Source organism: Micromonospora sp. NPDC005291 (assembly GCF_040607415.1).
Classification (GTDB): domain Bacteria; phylum Actinomycetota; class Actinomycetes; order Mycobacteriales; family Micromonosporaceae; genus Micromonospora.
Window position 1 is genome coordinate 107,472 of record NZ_JBEXGR010000001.1, and the last position, 13,039, is coordinate 120,510.

At 68.5% G+C, this 13,039-nt stretch carries 12 protein-coding genes, 1 tRNA gene and 2 pseudogenes; 10 read left to right on the top strand and 5 right to left on the bottom strand.

The window, feature by feature from the left end; translation table 11 throughout:
* Nucleotides 1-416 precede the first annotated feature (416 nt).
* The 4 genes and pseudogenes from ABZT18_RS00445 (at nucleotide 417) to ABZT18_RS00460 (ending at nucleotide 2,895) form a co-directional block, all read left to right on the top strand.
* The gene (locus tag ABZT18_RS00445; RefSeq protein ID WP_355250049.1) at nucleotides 417-752 is read left to right on the top strand and encodes a leucine zipper domain-containing protein; all 336 of its coding nucleotides are present in this window, start codon (nucleotides 417-419) and stop codon (nucleotides 750-752) included.
* A pseudogene (locus ABZT18_RS00450) lies at nucleotides 736-1,482 on the top strand (replication initiator); the annotation flags it as partial. The gene ABZT18_RS00445 and the pseudogene ABZT18_RS00450, both read left to right, overlap by 17 nt.
* Nucleotides 1,479-1,676 carry an excisionase family DNA-binding protein gene (locus tag ABZT18_RS00455; protein ID WP_272616589.1) on the top strand — a complete coding sequence of 66 codons (198 nt, stop codon included), beginning with the start codon at nucleotides 1,479-1,481 and terminating at the stop codon, nucleotides 1,674-1,676. The pseudogene ABZT18_RS00450 and the gene ABZT18_RS00455, both read left to right, overlap by 4 nt.
* A pseudogene (locus tag ABZT18_RS00460) lies at nucleotides 1,676-2,895 on the top strand (site-specific integrase). The gene ABZT18_RS00455 and the pseudogene ABZT18_RS00460 overlap by 1 nt, the downstream one beginning before the upstream one ends.
* A gap of 931 nt (nucleotides 2,896-3,826) precedes the next feature.
* On the opposite strand, the gene ABZT18_RS00465 reads toward ABZT18_RS00460, so the two are convergent.
* A complete protein-coding gene (locus tag ABZT18_RS00465; RefSeq protein WP_355250052.1) occupies nucleotides 3,827-5,188 on the bottom strand; it encodes a hypothetical protein in 1,362 nt (453 codons plus the stop codon).
* Nucleotides 5,189-5,327: 139 nt separating this feature from the next.
* Nucleotides 5,328-5,675: a GntR family transcriptional regulator gene (locus ABZT18_RS00470; protein ID WP_355250055.1), complete on the bottom strand. Its 348-nt coding sequence runs from the start codon at nucleotides 5,673-5,675 to the stop codon at nucleotides 5,328-5,330.
* A gap of 551 nt (nucleotides 5,676-6,226) precedes the next feature.
* Between ABZT18_RS00470 and ABZT18_RS00475 the strand changes: the two genes are divergently transcribed.
* The 4 genes from ABZT18_RS00475 (at nucleotide 6,227) to ABZT18_RS00490 (ending at nucleotide 9,408) form a co-directional block, all read left to right on the top strand.
* A complete protein-coding gene (locus tag ABZT18_RS00475) occupies nucleotides 6,227-6,460 on the top strand; it encodes a hypothetical protein (RefSeq protein ID WP_355250058.1) in 234 nt (77 codons plus the stop codon).
* Between the two features lie 59 nt (nucleotides 6,461-6,519).
* Nucleotides 6,520-7,953: a replication initiator gene (locus ABZT18_RS00480; protein WP_355250061.1), complete on the top strand. Its 1,434-nt coding sequence runs from the start codon at nucleotides 6,520-6,522 to the stop codon at nucleotides 7,951-7,953.
* Nucleotides 7,954-8,035: 82 nt separating this feature from the next.
* On the top strand, nucleotides 8,036-8,254 hold the full coding sequence (locus tag ABZT18_RS00485) for a helix-turn-helix domain-containing protein (protein WP_355250064.1): 219 nt from the start codon (nucleotides 8,036-8,038) through the stop codon (nucleotides 8,252-8,254).
* Nucleotides 8,251-9,408, top strand: coding sequence for a site-specific integrase (locus tag ABZT18_RS00490; RefSeq protein WP_355250067.1), 1,158 nt, complete (start codon nucleotides 8,251-8,253; stop codon nucleotides 9,406-9,408). Before ABZT18_RS00485 ends, ABZT18_RS00490 begins: the two co-directional genes overlap by 4 nt.
* Before the next feature lie 65 nt (nucleotides 9,409-9,473).
* On the opposite strand, the gene ABZT18_RS00495 is transcribed toward ABZT18_RS00490, so the two are convergent.
* Nucleotides 9,474-9,548: transfer RNA gene (locus ABZT18_RS00495), tRNA-Val, on the bottom strand.
* A 50-nt stretch (nucleotides 9,549-9,598) separates the two neighbouring features.
* A complete protein-coding gene (locus ABZT18_RS00500) occupies nucleotides 9,599-10,240 on the bottom strand; it encodes a TIGR02611 family protein (RefSeq protein ID WP_354993498.1) in 642 nt (213 codons plus the stop codon).
* A gap of 294 nt (nucleotides 10,241-10,534) precedes the next feature.
* On the opposite strand from ABZT18_RS00500, the gene ABZT18_RS00505 reads away from it, so the two are divergent.
* Nucleotides 10,535-10,966, top strand: coding sequence for an SsgA family sporulation/cell division regulator (locus ABZT18_RS00505; RefSeq protein ID WP_007457244.1), 432 nt, complete (start codon nucleotides 10,535-10,537; stop codon nucleotides 10,964-10,966).
* A gap of 113 nt (nucleotides 10,967-11,079) precedes the next feature.
* Here the strand turns inward: ABZT18_RS00505 and ABZT18_RS00510 are convergent, their stop codons facing one another.
* On the bottom strand, nucleotides 11,080-11,856 hold the full coding sequence (locus tag ABZT18_RS00510; protein ID WP_354993497.1) for a glucose 1-dehydrogenase: 777 nt from the start codon (nucleotides 11,854-11,856) through the stop codon (nucleotides 11,080-11,082).
* Nucleotides 11,857-12,041: 185 nt separating this feature from the next.
* Here ABZT18_RS00510 and ABZT18_RS00515 point away from each other — a divergent pair, with 185 nt between their 5' ends.
* Nucleotides 12,042-13,037 (top strand): AraC family transcriptional regulator, encoded by a 996-nt coding sequence (locus ABZT18_RS00515; RefSeq protein ID WP_354993496.1) that lies wholly within the window; start codon nucleotides 12,042-12,044, stop codon nucleotides 13,035-13,037.
* The last annotated feature ends 2 nt before the right edge of the window (nucleotides 13,038-13,039 follow it).

Here is a 13,039-nt window from a genome sequence, read left to right on the forward strand (position 1 = left end):
CGCGACTGGTCCGCCGCCACGACCCGCCGCACGGACCCGGCGTGCCTCCCCTGCGCCGCGCTGCTCAGGCGCGGCGCGTCCGGCTGCCGGCACCGAACCTCCACCACTCTCGGCGCTACCGTCTACGGCGGCCCCCGGGCTTCCCGCCCTCCGCGCCAGCCGCCGGGCGTGTTGCGTGGCCGGAGTCGGAGCGCCAGCGGAGCGACGGACGCGCGCCCAGGCGGCGGCGCGTGCGGCCCGTTCAGGGCCGCCTTGATAGACGTACAGAAAGTCCTCCCACACGGCAGGCAGCCGCCGTGTCCTCCGTCGACTGATGCGCGACACACGTCCGCCAGGTGATCTGCGACGGTGGTCGGTTTCGGCACTCTGGGCTCGACGTCTCCGCGGGGCGTCGGGACTCGGGGAGGCCGGGATTGGTGCTGGTTGTCTTGTCGGTTGTCGAGCAACGCTTGGATGCGGTTCGCGCGGTGCTGGCCGGGTCGGATGTGATGGAGGTGGCCGCCAGCTTCGGGGTGCACCGGTCGACGGTGCATCGGTGGGTGGGCCGGTATCTGATTGAGCAGCTGGCCGGGTTGGCCGACCGGTCGCACCGCCCGCATTCGTGTCCGGGTCAGGTGGCGGAGGCGGTCGAGGTCGCGGTGGCCGAGATGCGTCGGGAGCATCCTCGGTGGGGTTCGCGGCGGATCCGGTTGGAGATGCTGCGTAAGACCGGCCCGTGGGCGGTCGAGGAGTTTCGACGGCCTCGACCCTGACCCGGACGCTCTCGTTTCGCCACCGGCCGGCATCACCGTCGACGACCTGGACGGCGCCGTCCACGCCGCCGCGCGGCAGATCGTCGTCACCACACCTCCGCATCCCGACCGGCCGCAGGGCTGGGTGGTGGCCTGGGGTAAGCAGGTCGACGTACGACGGATCAACGCCGCCGACGGCGAGTTGACCGACGGCAAGGTGGCGGCCTACCTGGCCAAGTACGCCACCAAGGCCACCGAATCCACCGGTCGCTCCTTCACCCGGCTCACCCCGGCCACGGTTGACGACTACGCCGATCCGGAAGGCGACCATCTCGCCCGCCTCATCGACGCCTGCTGGCACCTCGGACGGCCCATGCGCACCGACACCGCCAGCGGCGCCACAACGGCCGACGACCGTCAAGGCAGCCTTGACACCGAACCGAACGCCTACGCCAGGCTGCGCCGCTGGGCGCACATGCTCGGCTTCGGCGGCCACTTCCTCACCAAGGCCCGCCGCTACTCCGTCACCTTCGGCCTGCTCCGCGACACCCGCGCCACCTACCGCCGCGAAGAGGACGACGACACCCCCGGCACCGTCACCGTCGGCACCCTCACCTACGCCGGCTCCGGATGGCTCACCGAGGGCGACGCACTCCTGGTCAACACCGCCGCTGCGCAGCGCCGGCAGGCCAGACGCATCGGTCGGGAAGAACTCGCCCACGAAGCCTGGCTCACCGGGGCCGCCGCATGAGCCGTGATCTCACCCCGCGCTGGTACTCCCCCGCCGAGGTCGCCGTCCTGCTCGGCTTCGGCATCTCCAAGGTGAAGATGAAGATCGCTACCGGCGAGCTGCGCTCTATCAAGGACGGCAAGTACCGCCGCGTCCTTCCGGAGTGGGTCGACGACTACATCCGCGAACAGGTCGAGCGCCAGGAGGCTGCCTGATGCCCGGACGCGCACGAGCCAACGGCGAAGGCTCCATTTTCCCCTACCGCAACGGCTTCGCCGCCTACGTCTGGGTCACCAAGCCGGACGCAGGCGCACCCGGAAGTACATCTACGGCAAGACCCGCGAAGCAGTGCACGACAAGTGGATCAAGTTGCACCAGCAGGCCAAGACCGGGCCGGTGGCGACCAGCGCTCCGACGGTCGACAGCTTCCTCACCTACTGGTTGACCGAGATCATCGAGCCGAACCGCGCACCGTTGACCTACGCCACCTATGAGACGTTCGTCCGCCGCTACATCTCCCCCGGCCTCGGCGGCAAGCGACTGGACCGGCTCCAGTCGCGGGACGTGCAGACGTGGATCAACCAGGTGGCCCGCACCTGCCAGTGCTGCGCCCAGGGCAAAGACGCCGCCCGGTCGGAGCACAAACGGCGGTGCTGCGCCGTCGGCCGCTGCTGCCAGGCCGTCCCGTCGACGCGAACGGTCAGCGACATCCGGGCCGCGCTACGGGCTGCCCTCACCCACGCCCAGGCCGAAGACCTCATCATCAAGAACCCGGCCGTCGCGGTAACCCTCGCCACCGTCCGCCGCCGTCGAGGCAAGTCGTGGTCAAGCGATGAGGCACGCAAGTTCCTCGAATCGGCCCGCGCAGACGAAGACCCGCTCTACGCGGCCTACACCCTGGTCCTCGTCACCGGACTGCGCAAGGGCGAGGCCCTCGGACTCACTTGGGCAGACGTCGACCTCGACACCGGGGAGCTGACCATTGGTCGCCAGCTCCAACGCGTGCGCGGCCAACTCCTGCACCGCGACACTAAAACCCAGGCGTCCGACGCCACCCTCCCCCTGCCCGACGTTTGCCTGACCGCCCTCAAGCTCAGACAGGAACAACGCAACGAGACTGAAGCAACCGCCGGCAAGGCGTGGCACGAGACCGACCTTGTGTTCACCACCCGCTATGGCACGCCCATCGAGCCGCGCAACTTCCAACGCTCCTGGCAGAACAGATGCGCCAAGGCGGGGGTCACGCCGATCACCGTCCACGACGCCAGACGCACCTGCGCGACGCTCCTAGCCGACCTCGACGTCCACCCGCGAGTCGCCATGCAGATCCTCCGGCACGCCCGCTTCTCCGTGACGATGGAGATCTACACGCAGGTCTCGTCGAAGGCAACGAGAGAAGCCCTCAAGCGGCTCGGCGATTCCCTCGGTCATTAAGCACCACTGCTGTACGACAGCAGAAAGGCCACCTCCCAAGACTGGGATGTGGCCTTTGACCTGCGTGGGCGATGCTGGTATCGAACCAGCGACCTCTTCGGTGTGAAGGAACGACCATGGCTGCCTCACCTGGTCGGCAAGAGTGCTTGATCTGGGTTGCAGGTCCGTGTTCGTCCGTCGTCGTCCGTCCAAGTTCGGACCGGTCGTCACTCAGTTAGTCACCACTCGCTCCGGCTCTCTGGTCAGAGCGGCTGGTCGAGATCCAGGGGTGGACCGAAGGCGGCATCTAGGTCTACGGGCGGGCCAAGCGCGACATCAAGGTCTACCGGCGGTCCGAATGCTGCATCTAGGTCTAGCTCGGGACCAAGCTCGGCGTTCACGTCGGCGGGCATTTCTGAGTCATTCCACATGCATCTATGGTTACACAACGTGAGGCGACTGATCCACTCGGGTGAGTTGATCGCGAAACCAACCCTCGCGCCTCTCCCCCTGGCTGCGCTTCCTAGCCATCCCGTCGGCCTTCGTCCGCACACCGTGGAGTGGGTAGGGCCTGCCCGGTCAAGGTGGAGCACACCACTGTCTGAACGACCTTGACCGGGCAGGCCCTACCTGCTCGGCTCCGCCCGGACGAAGGTTGCCGGGATGGCGACACCATCCCAGAGCGCCAGAGCACCCCGCCGGAGGCACCCGCCTGTGCATCGATCACCATCACAGCCCCGGATCTGCCAACCACTCATGGCGGACCGGGGCTTCTTCGCATCCTCTTCGCGCCGCCGGCGGGGCTGCAACCGTTCGGGGTGCGCCCCGTGCGCTTGCGCTAAGGGGCGCGGGGTCCCCGATCGGCGGCCCCCGTTGGGGTCGGCCCCTGGTCGGCGGCGCGCGCGGCCTGCGAAGCGGGCCGCCTTGAACCCGTATAGAAAGTTCTCACCGATTAGGCGGCTAGACCAAGCAACTCCTGCGCGCGAGCGTTGAACTGCTGAACTTCCGGCACTCCGCTATAGGGCTTCATCCGGTGTTGGAGGTCCCTCACCGTTGCGATGCATCGCGTCGAGTTGACCGACGCGGCGAGGTTCACCACCTGGATGCCCTTTGCTGCTGCTGACTCGATGTCGTTCCGAGTTAGGTCGCCAACGGCGAGCACTGCATGGCTCAACGCTCCGCGTCGTGCCCGGCCCTGCTGCCGTGCACCCTCGGCCGACTCCTTCGCGAACCGCTCCAACTCGCTGACCTGGCTAAGGTCACGGAAGCAATGCGCAACCTCTCCCAACAGGTACGGCGCATCAATGAACTTGGCCCATTCGGGCTCGTCTGCATGAACGACCCTGTTGAAGGTCGATTCAGCACGCGTGATTGCCCGGCCTGCCGCCGACTCGTCGCCGAGCGCAGCCAGCGCTCGCGCCTCCAGCACGTGAAGATCGGCCATGCACGCAAACGACTCGTTCTCGGCGAGCCCGTGTCGACCGGCACGCGCCAGCATGAGGGCTTCGTGGGGATGTCCGAGCAAGTTTGCCTGGTCCGACAGCCCTGCGAGCACGTGCGCTCCAAGCGGTGCGGAGCCGGATGCCTGGGCCAGGTGCAGCGCTTGAATCAGGTAGCGCTGGGCAAGTCCGTGCTCGCCATCGTCGTACGCCATCCACCCGATGAGGTAGGCCAGTTCGGCTGATGCTTCGTAGAGTGCCCGCTCTACCGCCGGCTGGTGATCACGCTTTAGGAGAGGCACGACATAGCTGCTCATGTACTCGATCAACGCCGTGCGGGCATGGCCACCGCCGCGCATCACGTCCATCTCCTGAAACAGCGCGAACATGTCGCGCATGCCGGCAACCTGCCTCATTCCTACCTGGCGCGGGCCACGCTCGGTGCTCATCTCGTCCAACGTCGAGAGCAACCAGTCGCGGCTCGGCGCACCCAGGGCGGCGAGCACGAACGGTGCTTTGATGACATGCCGGCGTTTCATGTCCGCCCTTCCGAGGTCGATGATCGTTTCCGCTGTTTGGAGGGGGCTACCTCCGTACGCCAACCCGCGTGCAGCTAGCGTTTCCACGTCAGGCATCCCGAAGTCGCTCGGTGCCACCCGTCGACCAAGCCGCTCCGACAGAGACCGCGCGATGAAGGTCGGGACCGGCGGTCGAGGGCGCTCGCCCTTCTTGACCCACCGATTTACGGCCGTGTAGTCGTACCGGAGCGCCTGCCCCTCGCTCGCGGCCAGTTCGTTGACCCGTCGTGCGAGTCCTGCCCAAGACCAGCCGGCCTGAACGATCAGAGCGGCAAGGACGTCGTTCGGCTCGTTCATGGTGGCCCTCCCTCCTGGAAGGGTACTGACCGGATCTACGAGCGGAACCCCTCACGCGGTCACGCAAACTTCACATGGGTCTTCACACGGTGCCGATATCGCAGCTAGCGCGGTTCCCTTGTGTCATGCCGATCGAAGGTCACCGACTCCGCTTCTTCTCAAGCGCGGCAACACGGCGTTCTAGCTCACGCAGCTCGGTGCGCAGGGAAAGGACGTCAGTCGGCCGGTCGGTCTCCGCCGGTGGCTCGGGAAGAACGTCAACCACGAACACGCCTCGCCCTTGGGACGACACAAGCAGTCCTTCGTCACGGAGCACGCCCAAGGCGTTCTGGACGGTCATCGGAGCTACCCCGTACTCGTCGGCAAGAGCGCGCCCGGACGGCAGTCGGCCCCCCGGTCGGAGTGCTCCGGACCGAATGGCACGGCGCAGATCGTCTGCAATCTGGACATACGGCGGGCGGCGATCGTCGGCGTCGACTCTGGGCACACAGTCAGCCTATCGAAGTCAGCCAGGGCGTTCTAGGTCGCCCAAGAAAAGTCCAGCACATACCTAGACCCATCTAGGTCACCCTAGTAAGGTGCCTAGTAGTGACCCCGGCGGGCTCCTACACCCGCCGAGGTCGGCGCATCGGTTCCCCTGCGAAAGGACCACACGATGCTCATTCAGACTACCCGCGTCCCTGCCCAAACGACCTCGGGTCTGCACCCCGTGGCGCGTGCCGCCTTCCTGCTCACCTCCGAGCTTCCGGGCCTGCTCGCCGCTTCGACCCCTACTGAGGTTCCTGGACCGCCGCCCGCTGCCAACCCTGTCTCCTACCCCAAATCCGCCATCTGCGCCGACGCCACCGATCCAACCTGTACCTGCCCGGCTTGCACGGCCATCTGCGCCGATGCCACGGACCCAACCTGCACCTGCCCGGCTTGCACCTCGACCACCACGGTCGACGGTTGGAGGTCAGGCATCGGCGTGTACTACGCCGAGCTGCTCCAGCGCCCGTTCCCGTCGCGGTCGTACCTGGCCGACGTTCGGCGATCGGCGTGAGTCCGCTGCGGCTGGCCCGCCTCTCACGAGGATGGGAACCGACCCAGCTCATCGGCCGGATGAAGATCCTGGCCGAGCGGGACGGCATGACCCTGCCCAAGGTGTACCTGCTCGTGCGGCTGGTCTTCCTGTGGGAGAACCACCGCGCCCAGGTGCCCGGCTACTACGCCGCACTGCTCACCCGCATCTACGGTGAGCTACCCACGACCACCACGCGGGTCACCGCGTGACGGTCACCATCAACCCTGTGACCCCGGGCGGCATCCGTCGCCCGGGACCACAGCCCTTCGTGACGGGTCGCCGCGCTGTTGACGCCGCCGACTTCGGCCGGCTCCGCGCCCAGGACCCGAACTACTTCGCCTGGCTGCACCACGTCCGCCCCGCCGCCGGCTGCACCCGACCCGTGCGGCTGACCGGCGAGTGCGCCACCATCAACCCCGCCACCGGGGAACTCCTCGCCCTGGCCTCGACCGAGGACATGCCCGACGGGCAGATCTACAAGCCGTGCGGCAACCGCCGCGCCGCCGTCTGCCCGTCCTGCGCCGAGGTCTACCGCCGCGACGCCTTCCACCTCATCCGCGCCGGCCTCATCGGCGGCAAAGGCATCCCCACCGCCGTGACCGGCCACCCTGCGGTGTTCGTGACCCTGACCGCTCCATCGTTCGGCGCGGTCCACACCCGCCGCACCAGCAAGACCGGCCAAGCGATCCCGTGCCGCCCGCGTCGGCAGGAAACCCTGTGCCCGCACGGGGTGGACCTGCGCTGCCAGCGACTGCACGCCGCCGACGAGAAGACCCTCGGGACGCCGCTGTGCCTCGACTGCTACGACCACCACGCCCAGGTCGTCTTTAACCACGCCGCCGGGGAGCTGTGGCGGCGCACCACCATCGGCATCCGCCGCGAGCTGGCCAAGACCGCCCGTGCGTTCGGGCTCACCGCGGGCTCCTTCCGGCTGTCCTACGGCAAAGTCGCCGAGATGCAACGACGCGGCGTCGTGCACTACCACGTCATCATCCGCCTCGACGGCAACGACCCCGACTGCCCCGGCGCGATCGTCGCCCCACCGGCACCGCTCGGGCTGCTGGACCTGGTCGCCGCCGTCGAACACGCCGCCGCCTCCACCACATTCACCACCGACCCCCACCCGCACCAGCCCGCCGGGTGGCCCATCGGGTGGGGCGACGAAGGCAAAGGCCGCTACGCCGACATCCGACCCGTCCGACTGGCCGGCGACGGTGAAATCACCGACGCCATGGTCGCCGCGTACCTCGCCAAGTACGCCACCAAGAGCACCGAAGCCACCGGCCACGCCTCCGGCCGCCTCAACACCGACACCATCGACCTGTACGCCAACCCCGACGGCACCCACCCAGAGCGGCTCATTGACGCCGCGTGGACCCTCGGCGGCTCCTCGGGTTGGTCGGGACTGCGGCGGTGGGCGCACATGCTCGGCTTCGGCGGCCACTTCCTCACCAAAAGCCGCCGCTACTCCGTCACCTTCCGCATCCTGCGCGACGCCCGCGTCATCTGGCGCCGCACCGTCGACCACGACCAGGCCGCCGCCGAGCACGACGCGGAAACCACCGTGCTCATCAACACCCTCGCCTACACCGGCTGCGGGTGGCTCACCACCGGCGACGCACTGCTCGCCAACACCGCCGCCGCCATGGCCCGCGAACGAGCAGAAGCCGGCCGCGAAGCCATGCGCGATCTCCTCGGCTGACACGTACGTGTCAACCAACCCACCCGCCCTTGACACGTACGTGTCAAGAACCTGCCACCCCGAGTAGGAAGGACCACCCCATTTGACCGCACCCACGATTGACGCTCCGGCCAAGGCGCTCTACCGGATCACTGAGGCCATGCGACTACTCAGCCTGTCGCGGACCGTGATCTACGAACAGATCCGCGCCGGCCGACTGCGCACCGTCCGACAGGGCCGATCCCGCCTCGTCCCCGCCGCCGCCATCACCGCCTACGTCGACCTGCTCGAACACGAAGCCCAGAAAGGAGGCACCCGATGACCACACGCCGCGCCCGAGGCGAAGGCGGCCTGCACTGGGACGAGTCCCGGCAACGCTGGATCGCCACCATCACCGTCGGCTACACCCCAGCCGGCAAACGCATCGTGCGCAAAGGCAGCGGCAAGACCAAGACCGAAGCCCGCACCAAACTCCGCGAGAAGATCCGCGACTACGAAGACGGGCTCGCCATCACCGAGCACCACTACACCGTCACCGAAGCCGTCACCGACTGGCTCACCTACGGACTCAACGGCCGATCAGACCGCACCAAGACCAAGTGCGAGATCCTGTGCCGCACCCACATCATTCCCGCGTTGGGCGCTCGGAAGCTCCGCGAGCTTCGCGCCCAGGACGTCGACCGCTGGTTAGCCGACAAGGCCACCACCCTCAGCACCCGCACACTTGGCGACCTCTACGGGTGCCTTAACCGCTCGATGAACCGAGCGATGGCCCGGGACAAGGTGAAGCGCAACGTCGTCGCGCTGTGCACCGTCCCGCGTGGCCAAGAGGGCAGGCCCTCAAAGTCTCTGACACTCGCTCAGGCCAAGGCGGTCCTCATCGCCGCCGAGAGCACTTGGCTCTACGCCTATGTGGTGCTGTCGCTCCTCACGGGAGCGCGCACCGAGGAACTACGCGCGTTGCGCTGGGATCATGTCGACCTTGATGGGCGACCGGACCTTGACCCGCCGCTGCCACCCTCCATGCAGGTGTGGCGCTCCGTTCGAGCCGGTGGTGACACCAAGACCAAGAAGTCGCGACGGACACTCGCACTTCCCCAGCGGTGCGTGATCGCGCTGCGGCTGCATCGAGAGCAGCAGAACCGGCACCGGGCTAGAGCCGGCAAGGACTGGCAAGCCCTCGGCCTCGTCTTCACGACCGGCTTCGGCACCGCCCTCGACGCGGCCAACGTCCGCCGGGCCTTCCGCCGAGTCGTCACCCTCGCCGGCCTCGACCCGGCCGACTGGACGCCCCGCGAGCTGCGGCACAGCTTCGTGTCTCTGCTCTCCGACAGCGGGGTGAGCCTGGAAGACATCGCGGACCTGTGCGGCCACGCAGGAACGACCGTCACGGAGAAGGTGTACCGGCATCAACTTCGGCCGGTTCTTCTCGGCGGTGCGCAGATCATGGATGCCATCTTCGGCGTGAAGCCGTAGTCACCCAGATAGTCACTCAGGAATGGAAAGAGGCCCAGATCATCAATGTGATCTGGGCCTCTACCTGGTGGGCGATGCTGGTATCGAACCAGCGACCTCTTCGGTGTGAACGAAGCGCTCTCCCACTGAGCTAATCGCCCTCAGCGCCGCTGACTCTACCCGATCGTGGAACCCGACCGGAAATCCGGGGTCAGTGCGTCGCGAAGTAGTGCATCGCCTTGGCCACCACGTCGACGCCGAGGCTGTACTTGAGCGACAGCCAGACCACCGTGGCCACGAAGACCAGGCCGACGGAACCGAGCACTATTCGCACCAGCAGTGATTGTCGCGTCACCCACTGTGTCCAGCCCTGGACGTGCCGGCGGGTGAACCCGAGCAGCCGTTGCGCCCAGTGGTATTCGACGGCCCAGATGCCCAGCCCGGCGATCACGAGCAGCCAGCCTGGCCCGGGTAGCGGGATGAGGGCGATGCCGATGGTCACCACGAGCGCCCCGGCGATCGCGATGAAGATCTTGAGGGCTATCCGGCCGGTGGGGTTGGCTCGGATGAGGTCGAGGGTTATCGAGATCCGCTCCCGCCAGCGAGGGCGGCGCGGCGGGTCCTGCACGACGATGACGCCACTGCCACGAACAGGGCCAACGAGCGACGGCTCGGCGCCACCGCCACGGCCTGCGCCGCCGTGAGACCGGTCGGCGTCGTCACCGCCGGGGCGATCGGCTCCGGACCTCGGCCGACCGGCCTGCTCGGGCTTCTCCATCCGCACTCCGTACCCCCGCTTTTCGGCTGCTCGGACCGCGACGTTCGGCGGGCCGGGTGCCTCCGCCGGATCCATTGAGGATCGCTTCGCCACCATTTCACCCCCCAGTGTCGCTCGCGCCCGTCACTGCAACGGCCGACTGGACGTTACCGGAGTAAGTCGACGACTGAACCACCCGATGCCGGGCGGGATCACGCACTGGGCAGAACCGGAAATCCTACATGAATGCTCACATTCACGCGGCCTTTCCGTCCCCCTTCCCACCACTGGGTGAAGTCAGCGTATGGCGGAGCGTAGCCAGGAGTAGCACCTGAGTATGGGAAAAGCGGGACACGCGCGTTCCGCAGCGGTGCCGGGGGGAGAACGTCCATGAGTGTCATCCGACCGACGACCGTAGAGGTCGAGACGTCGCTAAGGCTCGTCGCGCCTGACGCCACCGCATTGCCGGTGCGTGCCAGTCTGCGTTACGACCCTGCTGACCCGTATGCGGTCCATGTCCTGTTCCATGCCGAATCTGCCGGCGGCGAGGCGGTGAGCTGGTCCTTTGCTCGCGAGCTGCTCGTCACCGGCCTGGACGAGCCAGCCGGTATCGGGGATGTGCGGGTCTGGCCCTGGGCCACACCGCGCGGCGATTTCGTCGCGCTGGCCCTCTCGTCACCGGACGGCAACGCCCTCTTCGAGGTGCCGCGCAGCGTCCTGGTGCGTTTCCTTCGACGGACCTACGTCGTCGTCCCGCGCGGCCGCGAGGCCGAGCACCTGGACGTCGACACGGCGGTGAACCGGCTGCTCGCCGGTCGCTGACCACCGCCCGAACGGGCAACACCGGCCATCACGGGGCCGCGCGGATCTGCCGACCGCGCGGCTCCGGCACACCCGGGGGTACGCGGGCCCGCCCGCCCCGGGTCGGTCGGTGCTCAGCCGTGCGTGGTGATGCCGCCGTCGACGGGAATGACCGCGCCCGTGAGGTACGCGCCGGCCCGCGACGAGAGGTAGATGGCCGTTCCGGCCATGTCCTCCGGGCGCCCGATGCGGCCCAGCGGCACCTGCTGCTCGATGCTGGCCCGGCTCGCGGGGTCGCTCAGCGCGAACGCCATCATCTTGCTCTCGAACGGGCCGGGCGCGATCGCGTTGACAGTGATCTGCTCGCCGGCCAGTTGGTGGGCCAGGCTGCGGGTGAGCATGTGCACGGCCGCCTTGGTGGCGGAGTACGCGTACACCTCCATCCACGGCACTCGGATGCCGTCGATCGACCCGATGTTGATCACTCGGGCCGGGTCGTCGGCGCTGGCGGCGGCGCGCAGCGCCGGCAGCAGCGCGGTGGTGAGTCGGAAGACGGCCTTGACGTTGACGGCCCAGAGCTTGTCGAACGCGGCCTCCGGGTAGCTCTCCAGCGGGGCACCCCAGGTCGCTCCGGCGTTGTTGACCAGCACGTCGAGGCGGGGGAAGCGCTCCCGCACGGCGGCAGCCAGCCCTTCGGCGCCGGCGTCGTCGCCGAGGTCGGCCGGGATGGCCTCGCAGCGGCCCTCGGCGGAGAGTTCCTTGGCGACGGCCTCGCAGACGTCCGCCTTGCGGGACGAGATGATCACGTGTGCGCCGGCCCGGACGAAGCCCTGGGCGATCATCAGACCGATCCCCCGCGAACCGCCGGTGACCAGGACCGTCTTGCCTTCTACCGAGAACAGCTGCGTCATGCCCATCCCATCGCGAGTCGGCGGGGACCGTCGGCCGGACCGCGGACCGGACGGCGCTACCGCCGGGTAACGTAGCCCGGCCGCCCGGATCACTACAAGACGGTAGCCGCGCCGCGCTGGCTTCGGACCGACGGGCACCGGCGGCCGGGATGCGGTGACCTGCCGTTCGGGCTACCGTCGAAGCGATGGCCTCTACCGATCCCTCCCCCGCGCCGCCGATCGGAACGGCGCCACCCCTACCCGACGAGATTTCCACGTTCGCGCTGGCCGACCTCGCCGGCGACCCGGGCTGGCGCCGGCCGGTGCTCGTCGAGCGGGAGTTGCTGATCCTCACCACCCGGGGGCATGGCGACGCCGAGCTGGATTTCCACCTGTTGCCCTGCCGGCCCGGCACGTTGCTGCGGGTCCGCGCCGGTCAGGTGCTGCGCTGCGCCGGCCCGCAGTTCGACGCGACGGTGGTCGGGTGGACCTCCGAGGCGCTGCGCGGTCTCGACGTCGACCTGGACGCGCCGGTGACCTGGCGACAGTTGGCCGGTGAGGACGAAGACGCGGTGATCACCGAGGTGAGCCAGCTGGCGGTGGACTGTCAACGGCACGGCGATGGCCCCGCCGCCGCCCGTGCGCTGCTGCGTCACCAGCTTGCCGTGCTGCTGCTGCGCCTGGCCCTGCCCGGCGTGGACCGCTCTCCCCCGCGACCCGAGGTGGAGACGTTCCACCGGTTCTGCCGGGAGGTGGAGCACGCCTACCAGGGGACCCGGCGAGTCGAGGACTACGCCGCGGCGCTCGGGTGCTCGGTGCGGACCCTGACCCGAGCCTGCCTGGCCGTCACCGGGCGCAGCGCCAAGCAGGTCATCGACGAACGGGTCGCCTTGCAGGCCGGCCGGCTGCTCGCCGCGACCGACGAGCCGATCGCGCAGATCGGCCGGCAGCTCGGTTTCTCCGAGCCCACCAACTTCGGCCGATTCTTCACCCGGGAGACCGGAATCAGCCCAGGCGCGTTCCGGGCCGCCCGCGACCAGAGGGCAACCGGCCGGGTCGTCCGACCCCGACCGTCGGCCGAGACGGTGGGCACCAACAGCGGGCGGTTCCGCTCCGGCACGCTCGGCGAACCGGCCAACGGCGGTCACCCCGCGCGCCCCGGGTCGCCCACCGGCCCGGCAGCCAGCGCCGGCCGGGCATGATG

Coding starts and splice junctions, on each gene's coding strand:
- ABZT18_RS00455 (WP_272616589.1), top strand. CDS start 1,479: ATGAGCCGTGATCTCACCCCGCGCTGGTACTCCCCCGCCGAGGTCGCC.
- ABZT18_RS00465 (WP_355250052.1), bottom strand. CDS start 5,188: ATGAACGAGCCGAACGACGTCCTTGCCGCTCTGATCGTTCAGGCCGGC.
- ABZT18_RS00490 (WP_355250067.1), top strand. CDS start 8,251: ATGACCACACGCCGCGCCCGAGGCGAAGGCGGCCTGCACTGGGACGAG.
- ABZT18_RS00500 (WP_354993498.1), bottom strand. CDS start 10,240: ATGGATCCGGCGGAGGCACCCGGCCCGCCGAACGTCGCGGTCCGAGCA.
- ABZT18_RS00505 (WP_007457244.1), top strand. CDS start 10,535: ATGAGTGTCATCCGACCGACGACCGTAGAGGTCGAGACGTCGCTAAGG.
- ABZT18_RS00510 (WP_354993497.1), bottom strand. CDS start 11,856: ATGACGCAGCTGTTCTCGGTAGAAGGCAAGACGGTCCTGGTCACCGGC.
- ABZT18_RS00515 (WP_354993496.1), top strand. CDS start 12,042: ATGGCCTCTACCGATCCCTCCCCCGCGCCGCCGATCGGAACGGCGCCA.